This is a genomic window from Rhizobacter sp. P5_A1 (genome assembly GCF_056400745.1).
This window is the reverse complement of record NZ_JBFUKR010000008.1, coordinates 203,668-220,853: the sequence shown is the minus strand read 5'-3', so window position 1 is coordinate 220,853 and position 17,186 is coordinate 203,668. Positions and strand designations below refer to the sequence as shown.

At 62.2% G+C, this 17,186-nt stretch carries 6 protein-coding genes; all 6 read left to right on the top strand.

The window, feature by feature from the left end:
- Window positions 1-33 precede the first annotated feature (33 nt).
- The 6 genes from AC1DTW_RS11685 (at window position 34) to AC1DTW_RS11660 (ending at window position 17,146) form a co-directional block, all read left to right on the top strand.
- Window positions 34-1,746, top strand: a complete 1,713-nt coding sequence (locus AC1DTW_RS11685; protein ID WP_477981261.1) for a GmrSD restriction endonuclease domain-containing protein — start codon at window positions 34-36, stop codon at window positions 1,744-1,746.
- Window positions 1,743-2,750: a DUF932 domain-containing protein gene (locus AC1DTW_RS11680; protein WP_477981260.1), complete on the top strand. Its 1,008-nt coding sequence runs from the start codon at window positions 1,743-1,745 to the stop codon at window positions 2,748-2,750. The genes AC1DTW_RS11685 and AC1DTW_RS11680 overlap by 4 nt, the downstream gene beginning before the upstream one ends.
- Window positions 2,747-5,767, top strand: coding sequence for a DUF1156 domain-containing protein (locus AC1DTW_RS11675; protein WP_477981259.1), 3,021 nt, complete (start codon window positions 2,747-2,749; stop codon window positions 5,765-5,767). Before AC1DTW_RS11680 ends, AC1DTW_RS11675 begins: the two co-directional genes overlap by 4 nt.
- Before the next feature lie 8 nt (window positions 5,768-5,775).
- On the top strand, window positions 5,776-7,512 hold the full coding sequence (locus tag AC1DTW_RS11670; RefSeq protein WP_477981258.1) for a protein kinase domain-containing protein: 1,737 nt from the start codon (window positions 5,776-5,778) through the stop codon (window positions 7,510-7,512).
- A 20-nt stretch (window positions 7,513-7,532) separates the two neighbouring features.
- Window positions 7,533-10,853, top strand: coding sequence for a Swt1 family HEPN domain-containing protein (locus AC1DTW_RS11665; RefSeq protein WP_477981257.1), 3,321 nt, complete (start codon window positions 7,533-7,535; stop codon window positions 10,851-10,853).
- Window positions 10,854-10,975: 122 nt separating this feature from the next.
- Window positions 10,976-17,146, top strand: a complete 6,171-nt coding sequence (locus tag AC1DTW_RS11660; protein ID WP_477981256.1) for an ATP-binding protein — start codon at window positions 10,976-10,978, stop codon at window positions 17,144-17,146.
- Window positions 17,147-17,186: the final 40 nt, after the last annotated feature.

Here is a 17,186-nt window from a genome sequence, read left to right as displayed (position 1 = left end):
GGCTATCCACAACAACGAGATAAGGGGAGTTCAATGAGTCTTTTCGAAGACACCAACCCGCGAGCACTGAAAGAGCTGCTTGCCGACGTGCACTCACGCACGATGGTCCTGCCGGACTTCCAGCGTGACTTCGTCTGGGAACCGAGCGCCACGCAGGAGCTGGTGGTCTCCATCGCCAGCAACTATCCCGCCGGAAGCCTGCTGCGTGTTCGCGATACCAAGCATGCCTTCGCGGTACGCCAGTTCGAAGGTGCGCCAACGCTCGGAGACTTCAAGCACACGTTCCTCGTCTTGGACGGCCAGCAGCGGCTGACTTCCCTGTACCAGGCCTTCTACGGGGTTGGCGAGCACCGCTACTTCCTCAACATCCGCAAACTCATCGACGGTGCGGACTTTGAAGAGGCGATCTTCCACGTGCGTGCGAGCACCAAGTGGGCCAAGGAGCACGAGAAGTTTGAGATTCAAGCCAAGGAACTGATCCTGCCGCTGTCGCACCTGAAGACCGGGTCCGGCGGCTTCCTCAAGTGGGCATTGAATGTGACCAACCCGATGCTGGCCGCCGAGCGGACAGCGATGCTGGACGCGTTGACCGCGATCAGCGATGGCTGCATCAAAGCGATCGACGACTACCACTTCCCTGTGGTGACCCTGTCCGACGAGACCGAACCCGATGCCCTGTGCACGATCTTTGAAACGCTGAACCGCACCGGCGTCAAGCTCAGCGTTTTCGAGCTGCTCACGGCTCGGTTCTGGCCGCAGAACATCCGCCTGCGTGACCTGTGGGACACCGCACTGGCCAAGCACCCCGTCATCGCCGACTTCGATGTCGACCCCTACTACGTGTTGCAATCGGTGGCACTGGCCTGCAGGCCCACGCCTTCGTGCAAGCGCAAGGACATCCTCAACATGGCTGCGGCCGACATCACCGCATGGTGGGACAAGGTGATCGACGGCTTGGCGTTGGGGCTGCAGATCCTGCGGGACGACTGCAAGGTGACCAAACCCAAGTGGCTCCCGTACCAAACCATGTTGGTGCCGCTTGCCGCCGCCTTGGCCACGACGGCCATGCCCAGCACACCAGAGACCGGGGTCAAGCGCGAACGCATCAAGCGCTGGTTCTGGTGCGCCGTGTTCGGGCAGGCGTACGAGAGCTCCCCCAACAGCCAGGCAGCCCGAGATGTCAGCGAACTGGGTGTGTGGCTCGAAGGGGGGACTGAACCAGAGACCGTGCGAGCGCTTCGCTTCGACCCCAAGGCGCTGCGCGACATCACGCCAAGGCAGCGGGCTGTCTACCGGGGGACGATCTGTCTGGTGCTCGGCTCAGGCACGGGTGCTCGCGACTTCCACACTCAGGCAGTGATCACGGGCAAGTTGATCGACCAGGAAGGCATTGACGACCATCACGTCTTCCCGGCCGCCTATTTGCGGGACATCAAGGGCATCAAGTCGACTGTAGCGCGCGACTGCGTCCTCAACCGCACCCTGATCGACCGGACCACCAACCAGATCATCAGTGCCCGAGCGCCGTCCGACTACTTGGCAACGATCCAACAGACAGCGGGCTTCCCCTTCGATGCCGTGCTGACATCGCATTGCTTGCCCGTCGGCGTTTCGTCGCCGCTGCTCGGCGACGACTATGAGGCCTTCTTGGAGTGGCGGCAGCAACGCCTGTGGAAGGAGATTCAGCGCGTGACGGGCCTGAGCGTCGCCGCGGACCTCGAACTTGCGATGGACACACCTCAATGAGCCACGATCTCGACATCTCCACCGGCAAGCCTGCCATGGCCTACGTCGGCGATGCTCCGTGGCACGGCTTGGGCGAGAAGCTGCCTGACAACCAGTCGATCGAGGTCTGGTTGAAGGCTGCCAGGCTTGAATGGCATCTTGATCGCTTGCCGGTGCAGTACCTGGTGGACGGTCGGGTTCGAACCATGGCTGACCGCTTTGTACTGGCGCGGAGCGACACGCGCGAGGCGTTGTCGATCGTCTCCAGCGACTACGAGATCGTGCAGCCAAAAGAGGTGCTCGAGTTCTATCGAGACTTGGTGAAGGACTTTGGCTATACGCTGGAGACGGCAGGTGCTTTGAATGGTGGCCGCAAGGTGTGGGCCCTGGCGCGCACTGGCATCACCGGCCATGTCGAGGATGAAGTCGACCCGATGGCGGCCTACGTGCTGCTGGCTACCTCGTGCGACAAGACGCTGGCCACCACCGCGGCGTTCACCAGCGTGCGCGTTGTTTGCCAGAACACGCTCTTCTTCGCGCTGGACGATATCAAGAGTCAGCACCGAAAGGTCGTCAAGGTCCCGCACACCCGGCGCTTCGAGACCGCCGACGTGAAGCGACAGCTTGGGTTGATCAATGAATCTTGGACTGCGTTCATGGATCGCGTACGCAAGGCTGCTGCGCACCCGATGAACGACCAGAGCGCTTCAGAGTTCTTCAACCGGGTCTTGGGACAGAAGCCCGCCAAACCACCCCAGCCACCCAAGCCGCTGAGCCCGAAGGCCGAGCGCGACCGCATCGCCATGATGTCGCTCTTTCGATCGGCGCCGGGCCAGGAACTCGCGACGGCCCGCGGCACGCTGTGGGGTGCGTTGAATGCCGTAACGTACTACGTGGACCACGTGCGAGCAGGCGGCGTGACCGAGCGCCTGGACAGCGCCTGGTTCGGCACCGGCAACAACCTCAAGGACAGCGCCTGGGCCGAGGCCGAGGCACTCATCGACAAAGACAAGACCCCCGCATGACCGTCATCACCCGTAAGAAATTGATCGAAGTTGCGCTGCCGCTGGAGGCAATCAACGCCGCATCTGCGCGCGAGAAGTCGATCCGGCATGGACACCCCAGCACGCTCCACCTGTGGTGGGCGCGGCGTCCGCTCGCGGCAGCGAGGGCGGTGATCTTCGCTCAGATGGTGGACGACCCGTCAACCTATGTCGATACGCTTCGAAGCGACCCTGCGAGGAAGAGTGCGGCCGAGCGCGAGCTGAAAAAGCGCCACGCCGCCTGGCTGGAGCGGAGGGCGCTGCACGAGAAGGCGCAACGCGCCGGCGATACCAGCGTTGCCGAGCCGGGCACCGAACCCACGTCGGCAGAGGTCTTGGCTGATCTTGAGCGTGAGCGGCTGTTCGGCATTCTGCGCGAATTGGTGAAGTGGGAAAGCACCACCAAGGAGGCTGTTCTGCAAACAGCGCGCGACGAGATCTGGCAGAGCTGGCGTCGAGCGTGCGCCGACAATGCGGGGCATCCTAGGGCGAAGGAATTGTTCGACCGCAAGAAGCTTCCGGCGTTCCACGATCCATTCGCCGGTGGTGGCGCGCTGCCCCTGGAGGCTCAGCGGCTGGGCCTGGAAAGCTATGCAAGCGATCTGAACCCCGTGGCTGTGCTAATTAATAAGGCAATGATCGAAATTCCCGTGAAGTTTGTCGGCCGGCCGCCGCTCAACCCAGCGGCTCAAGTGCGCGTGGCCCAGTCGGGGAGTTGGCGTGGCGCGCAGGGGTTGGCCGAGGACGTGCGGTACTACGGAAAGTGGATGCGTGAAGAGGCCGAGAAGCGCATTGGCAATCTTTATCCGAAGATCGAGGTCACTGCTGAGATGGTTGGGATCAGGCCGGATCTCAAGCCGTACTTGGGCCAGCATTTGACGGTGATCGCATGGCTCTGGGCACGCACTGTCAGGAGTCCAAACCCCGCATTCACGACAGTAGAAGTGCCTCTCGCGTCGACGTTCATACTGTCGGCGAAGGAGGGGAGGGACGCGTATGTCGAGCCTGTGATTGACGGCGGGAGGTACCGATTCGCGGTCAAGGTGGGCAAGGCGAAGAGTGTTGACAGTGCAAAGAGTGGCACCAAGTTCGCGCGTGCGAATTTTGGCTGCTTGCTATCTGGAACTCCAATTGCCGGCGACTACATCAAAGCAGAGGGCAAGGCTGGACGGATGGGCTCCCGTCTCATGGCGATTGTGGCGGATGGCGGGCATGGTCGAATCTACCTGAGCCCTACGTCGGAACAAGAGGAAGTTGCTGCGAAGGCCGAACCAGCGTGGCGACCCGATGGGGCGATAGCGACACGTATGACCGGCGGGAACTGTACGCCCTATGGCCTGACGTCGTGGGGGGACTTATTCACACAGCGTCAGCTCGTATCCCTGACTACGCTTTCTGACCTAGTGCGAGAAGCGATCGCGCGAGCAGAAAGGGACGCCCTCGCCTCTGGAATGGATGATGATCGCAAGTCACTTCGTGACGGTGGGATCGGGGCATTGGCGTATGCCGAAGCCGTAGGTGTGTATCTCGGCCTCGCAGTTGACAAGGCCACGGACTACAACACGACGCTGGTGGCCTGGAGCCCCACGCGGGACCAAGCTAAGAGCACGTTTGCTCGACAGGCTTTGCCAATGATCTGGGATTATGCGGAGGTCAACCTGTTGGCCGGCGCGGCCGGCGACTTCGCGGTATCACTCGAGGGGGGTGTGCGCTACTTGGAGACGGCCTCCTCCAGTGTCTCCGGACACGTGTCTCAGGCCGACGCAGCAACGCAGTCAATCAGCGCCCGGAAGGTCGTCTCCACAGACCCTCCCTACTACGACAACATTGGCTATGCCGACTTGTCGGATTTCTTCTATGTGTGGCTGAGGCGCTCGCTTCGCCCAATCTTCCCTGACCTTTTCGGTACGCTCGCGGTGCCCAAGGCCGAGGAATTGGTGGCGACGCCGTACCGTCATGGCGGCAGGGAGAAGGCCGAGAGTTTCTTTCTTGATGGCATGACGCGGGCCATGCATCGCCTTGCTGGGCAGGCGCATGAGGTGTTTCCGGTCACGATCTACTACGCCTTCAAGCAATCAGAGAGCGATGACGACGCGGGCACTGCCAGCACTGGCTGGGACACGTTCCTGGATGCGGTAATCCGCGCAGGCTTCGCGATTAGCGGTACGTGGCCTATGCGTACTGAGCGAGGCTCCCGTTCAATTGGGATCGGCACCAATGCGCTGGCTTCTAGCATCATTCTCGTTTGCCGCCCGCGTCCTGCGGACTCCCACACAGCCACTCGCCGCGAATTCCTCACCGCTCTAAAGGCCGAACTCCCTCAGGCGCTAGCTCACCTACAGCGCGGCAACATCGCGCCAGTGGACTTGGCGCAGGCAGCCATCGGCCCGGGCATGGCGGTCTATACGCGCTACGTCAACGTGCTCGATGCCGAAGGCAAGTCGCTGACCGTTCGTGAAGCGTTGGCACTCATCAATCAAACGCTAGATGAAGCGCTTGCCGAACAGGAGGGCGATTTTGACGCTGACAGCCGTTGGGCGGTGACCTGGTTCGATCAGCACGGCTTTGCAGAGGGCGAGTACGGCGTCGCAGAGGTGCTTGCAACCGCCAAGGCGACCAGCATTGCCGGACTTGCACAAGCTGGGATTCTCAGGTCCAGTCGGGGCAAGGTGCGGTTGCTCAAGCCGGATGAGCTCGACCCTGGCTGGGATCCGACCAACGATGCTCGGTTGACAGCGTGGGAGACTGTGCACCAGCTCGTGCGCGCGCTAGAGGCCGGCGGCGAATCGATGGCAGCCACACTGGTGGCCAGACTAGGGACCAAGGCCGAGGCAGCCCGGGAACTGGCCTACCGCCTATACACGATATGTGAACGCCGCAAGCGCGCCGCCGAAGCGCTCAGCTACAACGCCCTCGTGCAGAGCTGGCCCCAGATCGTCGGGTTGGCAAGTCAGTTGGCGCCGGTGCTGGCCGATGCTACCCAGGTCGATCTGTTGTAACGCCTTCGATGATCTCAGTTGGTGATCGACTGGATGATAAGTACCGAGTCGTGGGCCGATTGGGCAGCGGCGGGTTTGGAGAAGTATTCCTGGCCGACGACGAGGTCATCCCGGGCCGACAGATTGCGCTCAAAGCCCTCTCCGGCTTGCCCGGAGGCGAGCATAGTGCGCTCGTGCACGAAATGCGCAGCCTGTCCCAGTTCAACCACCCCGGCGTGGTGGCGTTTCACCATCACTTCAAGCACCAGAGTCAGCTCGTGCTGGCGATGGAGTATTGCCCTGGAGGCAGCCTCGATGACCGCCTAGCGGGAGGGAATGCAGTCGCTTTGAACGACGTGTTTCGATGGGGTGCAGTGCTTTGCGACACGCTGGCTTTTGTACACGGGAAGGGCATCGTCCACCACGACATCAAGCCGGCGAACATTCTCTTCGCCCAAGACGGCACCTTGAAGGTGGGTGACTTTGGCGTCGCCAATCTGAACACCGGGACGCGCCTGTACCTACCGCCCGAGATGCTGCTTGGCGAGCCGGTATCGCGCACGGACCCGCGAGTGGATGTGTACGCGCTGGGCATCACGCTGGTGGAAGCTGCCACTGGCGCGAACCCCTTTGAGTTGCTGACGCCTGAAGACGCGCTGCGCGCCAGGGTGACGCACGCAACGGTGGCCCCGGGACTGCCGCGCTGGGCGCAGGAAGTGCTGCTGCGGGCCACACACCCAACGCCCGAGTTGCGCTTCCAGAACATGGCCGAGTTTGGCCAGGCCATCCGTGCCCGGCACGTGCCCTACGTGCTGGACTCGCAGCGCATCAAGGCACATGCCCTGGCTGAGCGTGCAGAGCGCCTGTTGGAGAAGAAACAGTGGAAGCAGGCGCAGCGCCTCGCGGACCAGGCGCTCCACTTGAGCCCCGGCTGCACGGCAGCGCTGATGGCGGCGGGCCGCTGCCAGCTCCTAATCCGCCGTACAGCGCAAGCCAAGCAATTCTTCAGCCGCGCGCTGGATGTCAGCCCGCGCATGCACGTGCAGAAGGAGTTGGGATGGCTGCACCTGGAAGAAGGCAACTTTTCGGTGGCAATCTCGCTGCTGTGTGACCACATCGACCGCAACGCCGCCGACTTTGAGGCCTACAACCTGCTGCTGAAATGCTTCTACCTCACGGGTCGGTTCGAGGCTGGTGAAGAACTGGCGGGGCAGATGATGGAGCACAAGACACCGAGCGATTGCTTCCGCAACAACCGCTTCATCTGCCGCTTGCTGAACGATGGCTACACGGACGCTGCTCTCGGCAAGGTCGACCACACCGACGTGGTGAACCCGTTCGTGGCCTACAACCTGGCCGTCGCTCGCGAGGCGCCGACCAGTTGGTCTGCCGATGGCAAACCGGCACTTCGCGACAAGCTCCTGATCCAGGACTACCGGTCGGGCCTGGTCAAGGAAGCGCACAAGCAGAACACGATCTCGATACGGCTACAGGATGGCAGCGTACGCGAAACGTCTGCGACGGTGGTGGCACTGGGCTCTTTGGTGGCAAATGATGTGGTGCTGGGCGACCGCAGCGTGAGCCGCCGACACGCAGTAATCACCAACCTGCCCAGCGAAGTGTGGCTGCATGACCTGGGCAGCAGCCAGGGAACCAAATTGGACGGCGAGAAGGTCGATGGGCGAACCTTCGTTGACGGTGTACATAGGGTCAACTTGGGGCGCGCCACCATCGAGGTGGGATCACGCGCCGATCTCTTGGTTTGAAGTTCAGGGAATAGCAACAGATGGCCATCACCAACCACGAGCGCGTCGGCAAGGCGCTGGACCTGTTTAAGACAGGCTTGGCACCTTTTGTGGAACGCGAGATCAAGTCTGCGGTTCAGACGGGCGCGCTGTCGCCGCAAGCGGTGCGCGGCTTCATCGAAGACCCAAATCTGGTGGACAAACCCATCGGGCAGTACGATGTTTCACCGCTGATGAAGCTGATGTGGGACACCTGGAATGACGTGTTCAAGCGCACGCTGGGGTTCCCGCAGCGCAGCCTGGTGTCGGAAATTCGCGACTGGCGCAACAAGTGGGCGCATCAGCAACCGTTCTCGAGCGACGACGCAGACCGTGCGCTGGACTCGATGGAGCGTTTGCTCACGGCCATCTCGGCGGCCGAGGCCGAAGACATCCGGCGTTTGAAGTTGGAACTGCGTCGCCTCGTGGGCGACGAACAGGCCCGCGGCGAGCGGCGCAAAACGGCAAACCTGCCTTTGGAGAGCCAAGCCAACACAGCACTGACGCCATGGCGCGAGGTGATCACGCCGCACAAGGACGTTGCCAGTGGACGCTACCAACAGGCGGAGTTCGCGGCGGACCTGTGGCAGGTTCACCTGAACGAAGGTTCTGATGAGTATCGCAATCCTCGGGAGTTCTTTCGGCGCACATATCTCACCGAAAGTTTGAAGCGGCTTCTGGTAGGCGCACTGCGGCGCATTGCCGACAGCGGCGGTGACCCGGTGGTGCAGTTGCAGACCAACTTTGGTGGCGGCAAGACGCACTCAATGCTGGCGCTGTACCACCTGTTCTCGGGTGCAACGGCAAGCGAACTTCTGGGTGTAGAGGAGCTGATGCAGCAGGCCGGCGTGACCAAGCTGGTGAAGGCCAAGCGCGTGGTATTGGTGGGCAACAAGATCTCGCCCGGAAACCCGTCCCTGAAGCCCGACGGGACCGTCGTCCGCACGCTGTGGGGCGAGCTCGCATGGCAACTGGGCGGAAAGGCTGCTTACGCGCGCATTGCCGCCGACGATGAGCGTGCCACCAACCCGGGCGACATGCTGCGCGAGTTGTTCAACGAGTACGGACCCAGCATCATCCTGGTGGACGAGTGGGTGGCCTACGCGCGGCAACTTCACGATCAAAGCGATCTGCCAGCAGGCGGGTTCGAGACGCAGTTCTCCTTCGCGCAAGCGTTGACGGAATCGGCCAAGCTGGCCAAGGCATGCCTGTTGGTGGTGTCCCTGCCGGCATCGGACACGGCTACGTCACCGCATGCGCAGGGCGACGATGAAGAGGTGGGCGGCGAGCGCGGCCGGGCAGCGTTGGCACGGCTTCGGAACGTGGTGGCACGGCTGGAGTCATCGTGGACACCTGCCACGGCAGAGGAGGGTTTCGAGATCGTTCGCCGGCGACTCTTCGAGCCGATGCTCGACCCTGAGCACTTCAAGCAACGCGATGTAGTGGCGCGGGCGTTCGCCGACATGTACCAGGGGCAGCACCAGGAGTTTCCAAGCGAATGTCGTGACTCCGACTACGAGAAGCGGATACGTGCGGCCTACCCAATCCACCCAGAAGTTTTCGACAGGCTCTACAAGGACTGGGCTTCGCTGGCGAAATTCCAGCGCACACGCGGCGTGCTGCGCCTGATGGCGGGCGTGATCCACAGCCTGTGGGAACGGGGCGACAAAAACCCCCTGATCCTGCCAGCGACGATCCCAATCGACGACACCCGGGTTCGAGATGAGTTGACGCGGTATTTGTCGGACAGCTGGAAGCCGATCATCGAGAGTGACGTCGATGGCCCGAATGCCTTGCCACTGCGCATCGACGGCGAAGTGCCGAACCTCGGCAAGTTCTCGGCGTGCCGTCGCGTCGCGCGTGCCGTTTATCTGGGTTCTGCACCATTGAGCAGTGCGGCCAACATGGGGCTGGAGGACAGGCGGGTCAAGCTTGGGTGCGTGATGCCAGGCGAGACGGTTGCCGTGTTCGGCGATGCCTTGCGCCGGCTTTCGGCCGCCGCCACCTACCTCTACCAAGACGGCACCCGCTACTGGTATTCGACGCAGCCCACGGTGACTAAACTGGCAGGCGACCGCACTGATCAGCTGCTGCGCGAACCCGAGAAGGTGGTTCACGAACTGGAGCAGCGGCTGCGCAAGGATCTGGAGCAGCGCGGTGACTTCGAACGAACCTACGTCATGCCCTCCAGCGGCGCCGACGTACCGGACGACATGGATGCCAGGCTGGTGGTGCTGGGTTCGTCGCAGACATACTCGAAGGCGGGCAACAGCCCTGCCGAACTCGCGGCAAAGGCAGTCTTGGAGACGCGGGGCAACGCGCCACGTCTCATGCGCAACACGATGGTGTTCTTGGCAGCCGATGCAACGCGACTTCAAGATCTGGACGAGTCGATTCGGAAGTTCCTGGCGTGGAAGTCGATCGTCAGCGAAAAGGTCGAACTCAACCTGACACCGAACCAGGTGACGCAGGCGGAGACGCAGCTGAAGGCAGCGGATGGGGCGGTGGCGGCTCGGCTTCCCGAGACGTATCAATGGCTGCTGGTTCCTGTCCAGGCGACACCGCAAGCGCCGCTCTCGTGGGAGGCGGTGCGCTTGACCGGGCAGGACGCGCTGGCGCCACGGGCAAGCAAGAAGCTGCGTAGCGAAGAACTGCTGATCGCGGCACTGGGGGCAACACGCCTGCGCATGGAAATGGACAAGGTGCCGCTGTGGCGGGGCAACCATGTCTCCGTCAGCCAACTGACGCAGGACTTCGCGAGCTACCTGTACTTGCCGCGCCTACGCCAGCCAATGGTGCTGGCAGAAGCTGCGCGCGTCGGGATCTCGTTGCTCACCTGGGAGCAGGACGGATTCGCCTACGCCGAGAGCTACGATGAAGTGGGGCAGCGCTATCGGGGCTTGCGGTGCAACACCGGCGTGATGTTGACGCCCGACGACAAGGGGTTGTTGGTCAAGCCCGAGGCGGCGCGCGCGCAACTGGACCAACAAGTTCCACCGCCTCCTGGGCCGGGACCGCAACCGGATCCCGGTCCAGGACCCGGACCAGGCCCAGGGCCCGACCCGGAGCCCGGGCCGAACAAGGTGCGCCCCAAGCGCTATTTCGGAACGGTGCAGTTGGACTCAGAACGTGTGGGCCGCGATGCGGGACAGATTGCCTCTGAGGTGATTGCGCATTTGACGGGCTTGGTTGGCGCCAAGGTCAGTGTCACCCTTGAGATCACAGCGGAGATTCCAGACGGCGCGCCTGAACATGTGGTGCGCATCGTGACAGAGAACGCGCGGACGCTGAGGTTCGGACCGCAGGGATTCGAGGCCGAATAGGCGAGCTGTCCGGGCCCTGCCTGTGCAGGATGACCGTTGCACCGTCATCGCGCGTGTCCGAAAGCTCGAGAGCCACAGGAACTGCATGGATAGTCGAAGCACGAGAGCACGAGAGGGAGAGAATGGAAGAACAAGAAGAGTCCTACGTTCATCGCGTGGTAGAGGGCCTGCCGCGGTCGCTGCTCGCGATCGATGGAAAGACGTTTGCGGCCATCGCACTGATGCAACGCTACGCGGGTCTGACTCGGGATCGCCGACGCAAGCTTCAGGATGGCGTCAAGGTCGGTCCGCGGGCCCTGGTCGGCGTGTCGCGCGAAGCGCCCAAGACGGAACGGACGATCCTCACCCACTACCTCAATCCGGGTTGTCGTTCAGGCAATTTTTGGGCTGTCGTGCGGGAGCTCACTGAGCCGACGGGGAGCGCGGGCGCCCAGACATACGCTCTGGCCATTGATCTTCAGTTGCTGAAGGCTTATGAACCAGACTGTCTAAACGGCGTGTTGGATGAGGCGGCACTCAGCTTGGCCTGCCCAGAGTGGGCGTCTATCCGGAAGCGCTTGGAAGGTGCGGTGAGACCAATCATCAAGAGCCCGCCGCTCGGCCTCTTCATGCTGTGGACCCGCTTGGTTGCCGATCTGAGCCGCTGGAGCACGCTGGATGCCGATCTGCGGACAAAAGTAGGCCACGCGATTTTCGCGCTGTCATCAGTCGGATGGACCAGCTGGTTCATCGATAAGGCCCTCAAGATCCGCCCCGAACTGGACGCCGAGCTGGGTGCCCTTGTCGCAGAGTCTGGGCAAGACAACCACGCTGCTGAGGTGACCAATGGGCTACCGCATGTAGAGAAGGAATCAATCGTGTCGACGGAGAACCAAAGCGTCAATTCCGCTTCGGGTAATCCGGTTGATCCAGCAAACGGGCAGACCTGGTCTGCATTGCTGCAGCGCCTCGACGAGTTGGTGGCAGAACTGAAGGGCCATCCGAACCGCGAAGCGGTATCGGATCTAGCCACACTTGCAGCAGAACTCGAGATGCATGGCTCAATGCTGCCGAGTCGAAAGCAGCCCGAGGCAATTCGCGTTGACGCCTGCATAGCAGATCTGGTCACCCACCTGCGCGCACTCCCTGGACGCGAAGGGCTCGACTGGTTTGACGAAGACCTGGTAGCTCAGATCGAAGCACGATGGAAGCTTGCAACAAGTGAAAGTGGCGATCCAGTGCAGCTCGGAAAGTTGGCCGACGATGCACTTGCCGCAACACAGCGCAGCAGTGACATCGCCGCCACCTTTCTGCAAGCGCTTGATGCCGCCAATGCGAGCCGCAAGGCTGTGGCAACAATTGAAGACGAACTGGCGAAGGCTAAGGGTTTCGCCGAACAGGCCGCCTGCAAACGCAGGCGCACCGAGGCACTTAAACATCAGATCGATGCCGACTCCACGTTGCAAGCTCGACAGGAGCAGTTGATCGATGCCGCCTCGCCCTTCGGCGAGCCTTTCGACTACACGCAGGATTACAGAGCGCTGCTGTGGGGCCGCACGGCGCAGTCTGGCGGAGTGGCAGACGAGTCGACAGGTCAGGTCCAAGACGCCTCCCAGCCGCAAGTGGTCGAAGATGTTGCTCCAATTGCAACTGCCACCCCGGATGGCACAACCCACAGGGCTGCAAAGCTCGTCGGCGAAGTCCAACCGGCCCCGACGCCCGAAGCATCTCCCATGGTGGAATCCGCAGCGGCCGCGGCACAGGTGTTCGATCAAACTGCTTTGCCAACGCCGCCGTCGGAAACAGTTGCGTCGCGATCTTCACCGCAACCAGCGAACGAGCTCGCAGCCGAAGGACCCGATCCTTACAACGATGCCGCGGGGGAGGCATGCCGTCCGATTTGGCAGCTGCTGGCCAACGGCCAGCCGGCGCTGGCCTTCCACGCTGCAAATTGGATCGGCGCAGCCAGCCCTGGCACGAAGGTGCCGTCGCCGGACCTATTGGCCGCCTCGGCTCTGGCGGGCGCCTTGACGCTGCCCGACGGTGGGGTTCAGGCGGCGCTCAGTGCCCGGTTCGAGCGACTCGATCCGCTGCAGTTCGCAACTGACACCCCGCGAGCTTGGCACGCGGCGGTCAATCTGCTCCTTGCGTCGGCTACCTTGCGTCCGATGATCATTGCGCCCAATACCGGCGCCGGCACGATCGCCGCCTACCTTCACCAAGACGGTCGATATCCGGCGCTGTACGCCCTTGTTCAACAGCTGCGCGAGCTCAGCCCACTTCTGATGGGCTTCCGCATAGAGCCGGCCGTACTTCGCCAGGCCAGGGGAGAAGCAGCAATACGTGCGGACCTCCAGGCGCTACAGCACACCGCCGAAGATTGGCTGCGAGTACAGGCGCCGGCATACACGATCAAGTTCGCCGCCGCGACGGGCGTGTGGCGTCAATGGCTGCGCGCCGGCGGCCAGATCGACAATTTGGTGGCGCCGGTCGTGCACAACCGCGTGGCAGATGTCGAGCGAGTTCGCGAGCAGATGGCCGCGATGTCGGACCACGATCACGTCCAGCGACTGATTCGCGACACGGATCGCAAGACGTTAAATCGTCGGCGTGGCGAGGATATTCATGCTGGGGCCCTTGATCACTTACTACGTTGCGTCGATGAAGCGCTGCGCCTGCCTCGACAGTGGATTAGCTTGGTCGATCTGCTCGGACGGCATGGCGACCGCCTGCGCGAGGTGCTCGAACAGGTGCATACCAATTTGCGAGAGAGCCGTCGGGCCGTCGAGGATGAGTTGTTGCGTGCGGCGGATCACGATCCATGGGGATTGATTCAGGCCGGGCAGGCACAGGCGCTGAGCGCCATGCGCGCCGTGCTCGCGCTCTTTGATTCGACTACTGACCTTCCCGTTACTGAGCCCTCTGCGGCGGATGTGGTTGGCCGACCGCTGCTCCTCATTCCGGATCTGCCGGTTTCTGAGGATTGGACTGTCGAGGCTGCGCCGGCGGCGGCGCTGTTGTCGGTCACGCATTGGCTGTCGCAACCTGTGTCGCCCGAGGGCGCCTTGCAGCAGCGACTCGAGCGCGGAGACCTACTTGGCGCCGACATGTTGCAGCTTGCCGAGATGAGCGACCCGCCGTCGGCGCATTTCCGGCAGGAGCGGGAGCGTTGGAGACAGGCTCTTCGCAAGGAGATCGCCGAATGTCGGCGCTCAGTCGAAGTGGGTTCGGCCTATGGCTATCTCCCAGACGCCGACCGGGGTCAGATCGAGAGCCGCCTGGCATTGTGGGAAGCACAACTTGAGGATGTACGTCGATTCGACGTGGCGATGGCGGAACTACAAGGCATACGAGCCAGGGTGACAGAGGCGCGGGGGGCGCGCGCGGAGCAAGTCCGCGAGGCCATGCGCGGAATCGCAGTCACAGGCGAGATGCAAGCTGCCGTAGCCGAAATTGAGAAGGCCCTCGCCGAAGGCGACATCGCAACGGCCAACGAACTCGTGCATTGGCTTGCGCAAGGACGGCCTGCGCCCGCCGAGCTAGATCAAGAAGACGGCGAGGGGTTCAACAAGTTCTTTCCTACAGCGATGCAAGCCATCGAGTCCTGGCTAGAGGGGCAGCGGCGAGACGCGATCGAGTTGGCCATCCGTCAAGGGCAATCGATTCCTGGTGTCGATGTTCATCGAATCGCCGGTGCCCAGCGTGATCAGGCAGCCAAGATGTTTGGCGCTTGGCTTGACATGAAGACGCATCAGGGCGCAGAGCAGTCACGACTCGAGCCGCTGCTCACTGGTTTGGGCTTCACCGTGAAGGCTCTCCAGCGCGCAGAAAAGGTCGCTGGACGTGAGGTCTGGACGCTTGATGTCTTGCCAGTTGAGGACCGGCATATTTGTCCGATTCCGTTATTCGGGTCTGGGGCGTCCGGCAAGTATCGAGTCGTTTGTGTGTGGGGGCGTCCGACCGAGGACGAACTTTTGCAGTGGGTGGGTGACTCTGCGGCCAGCCGACCCGCGCTGCTCTTCTACTTCGGGCGCATGACGGAGCGCAAATGGCGCGACCTGAGTCGTCTGGCAAAGACGAAGCGCCGATCGTTTGTGATGCTGGATGAAACGCTGCTGGCATACATTTGTTGTACGTCAGGATCCCGCCTCCAAACGTGGCTTGACGCGGCGCTCCCATTTTCCTTCTCGTCCCCTTACGACGCCACTGCCGGCTTGGTCCCGCCCGAGATGTTTTACGGCCGGGGAGTGGAACTCGATGCGGTTCGAGGACTGAATGGACGATGCTTCATCTACGGTGGTCGCCAGCTCGGGAAGACCGCGCTACTCAAGCGCGCAGAGCAGTCGTTTCACGCACCGGGCCGCGAGCACTACGCAAAGTGGATCGACCTGCGCGCCGAGGGCATTGGAGTCAGTAGGGCGGCTGGGGAGATGTGGATCACGCTGCACGAAAAGCTCAAGGAGCTACATGTCTTGGATGCACGCTTGGCGGCCCCCATTCCGGGAAAGAAGCAGGGCGTCGAGGGGGTGATCAGAGCGATTCGAGACTTTCTTACCTCCGACACCGACCGTCGGGTACTACTCCTTCTTGATGAAGCCGACCGATTCTTTGAACAAGATGGCCGCAACGACTTTGAGGAAACCCGACGGCTAAAGCAACTCATGGATGAGACCGGTCGTCGCTTCAAAGTGGTCTTTGCGGGTCTGCACAACGTCCTTCGGATGACCGAGCGGCCGAACCATCCGCTAGCGCACTTCGGGGAGCCGATCGAGATCGGCCCATTGCGCGAAGGCGAGGAAGTACGGGAGGCCGCCGATCTGATTCGGCGCCCGATGGCCGCGGCCGGCTTCGATTTCGAGAGCCGTGGGCTTGTAATTCGTATCCTGGCGCAGACCAACTACTACCCGAGCCTGATTCAGCTCTACTGCTCGCATCTGTTGCGCCACATGCTTGGCCAGGTCGCCAATCGGCAGCGGCCGAACGGGCCGCGCTACCTCGTCACCGATCGAGACATCGAGCAGGTTTATTCCAGCGATGCGTTGCGAGACGAGATCCGTGCCAAGTTCCGATTGACGCTCCAGCTAGATCCTCGCTACGAGGTAGTGGCGTATGCGATGGCGCTCGACCTGCTGCGAAATCGCTACTCGCAAAGTGACGGCATGCCTTGGCAGACGATTCGTCAGTCGGGCGCGATGCATTGGTGGCCGGTTGGCTTCCGTGATACCAGTGAGCTGGACTTCCGTGTGCTGCTAGACGAGATGGTCGGCTTGGGTGTGTTGCGCCGTGTCCCCGGTGGGCGCTACGTGCTGCGTAATCCGAACGTCTTGCTCTTGCTTGGCACGCAGGAGGAGATTGAGGCCGTACTCATCAAGGACCGAGAGCCCGCCGTCGAGTTCGAGTCGGCCTCGTTCAGACCGCCGCTCCGACAATCGCCCAGTTCAGCGTTGCGGAATGTGTTCACGTATCAGCAGCTTAGCAAGTTGCTGCAGCGAACGAACAACGTCACTATTGTTGCAGGAACGGCGACCGCGGGGATCGACCGCGTGGTGGCCAGCCTGGAGGACTACCTCGGAAAGGAGGCGACGCCGGTCGTGCTCACCAACTGCACAGATCGACAGTCCTTTGGGAATGCTCTAGCTGAGGCACTGATTGACCGCGAGAAGGACCTCGTCACGGCGTTCGTTGTGCCCGATTCGTTGCCCTGGACGGCGCTCTGGCTCGCCGAGGCTCAGCAACGACTGAAGCGCCTGCAATCAGGAAGCAAGTTCGCGTCGATCGTTTTTGTAGCCGAACCTGCCACGCTATGGCGCCTGCTCGGAGATGAACTGAATGGCGAGGACGAGCAGCCGCCATGGATGTCTTTGCTTCATTGGCGCGACGAATTCCTGCGCCACTGGCTCGATGAGCGCCAGCTGCAGTTGGACGCTGAGGATCGGCGCCGGCTAGGAGAAGCGACCGGCTATTGGCCGACGCTGCTGATGGACCTTGCGGGCGACTGCACCGAACTGCGCACACTGCGAGAGCGCTTGGCAACGGCCAGTGGGCGATGGTTCGAGCGTCCCGACCTTGCCGCTCTATGGAGAAGCCGGCTGGGGCTTGACGTCGCGGAACCACGGATGGTGATCGAGGTGCTGGCACGGCTTGGCGAGCCGGTGGACTCCAACGAACTGGCGCTTGTGGCAGAACTGCCGATTCGACGTGTGAAAAATAGCTTGCGATGGGGCGAACTGCTCGGCCTGACCCGCTCCGAGGGCGCTGATTTCTGGACTGTGGATCCGATCGCTTCGCTGGCACTGGTAGGCACGTCTAGGTGATGGACCGGTGGTCTCTGCCAGGTCCTGCCGGCTTCATTGC

What these genes read in the sequence shown, in the direction of transcription:
- AC1DTW_RS11680 (WP_477981260.1), top strand. Translation starts at nt 1,743, where the DNA reads ATGAGCCACGATCTCGACATCTCCACCGGCAAGCCTGCCATGGCCTAC.
- AC1DTW_RS11685 (WP_477981261.1), top strand. Translation starts at nt 34, where the DNA reads ATGAGTCTTTTCGAAGACACCAACCCGCGAGCACTGAAAGAGCTGCTT.
- AC1DTW_RS11670 (WP_477981258.1), top strand. Translation starts at nt 5,776, where the DNA reads ATGATCTCAGTTGGTGATCGACTGGATGATAAGTACCGAGTCGTGGGC.
- AC1DTW_RS11675 (WP_477981259.1), top strand. Translation starts at nt 2,747, where the DNA reads ATGACCGTCATCACCCGTAAGAAATTGATCGAAGTTGCGCTGCCGCTG.
- AC1DTW_RS11665 (WP_477981257.1), top strand. Translation starts at nt 7,533, where the DNA reads ATGGCCATCACCAACCACGAGCGCGTCGGCAAGGCGCTGGACCTGTTT.
- AC1DTW_RS11660 (WP_477981256.1), top strand. Translation starts at nt 10,976, where the DNA reads ATGGAAGAACAAGAAGAGTCCTACGTTCATCGCGTGGTAGAGGGCCTG.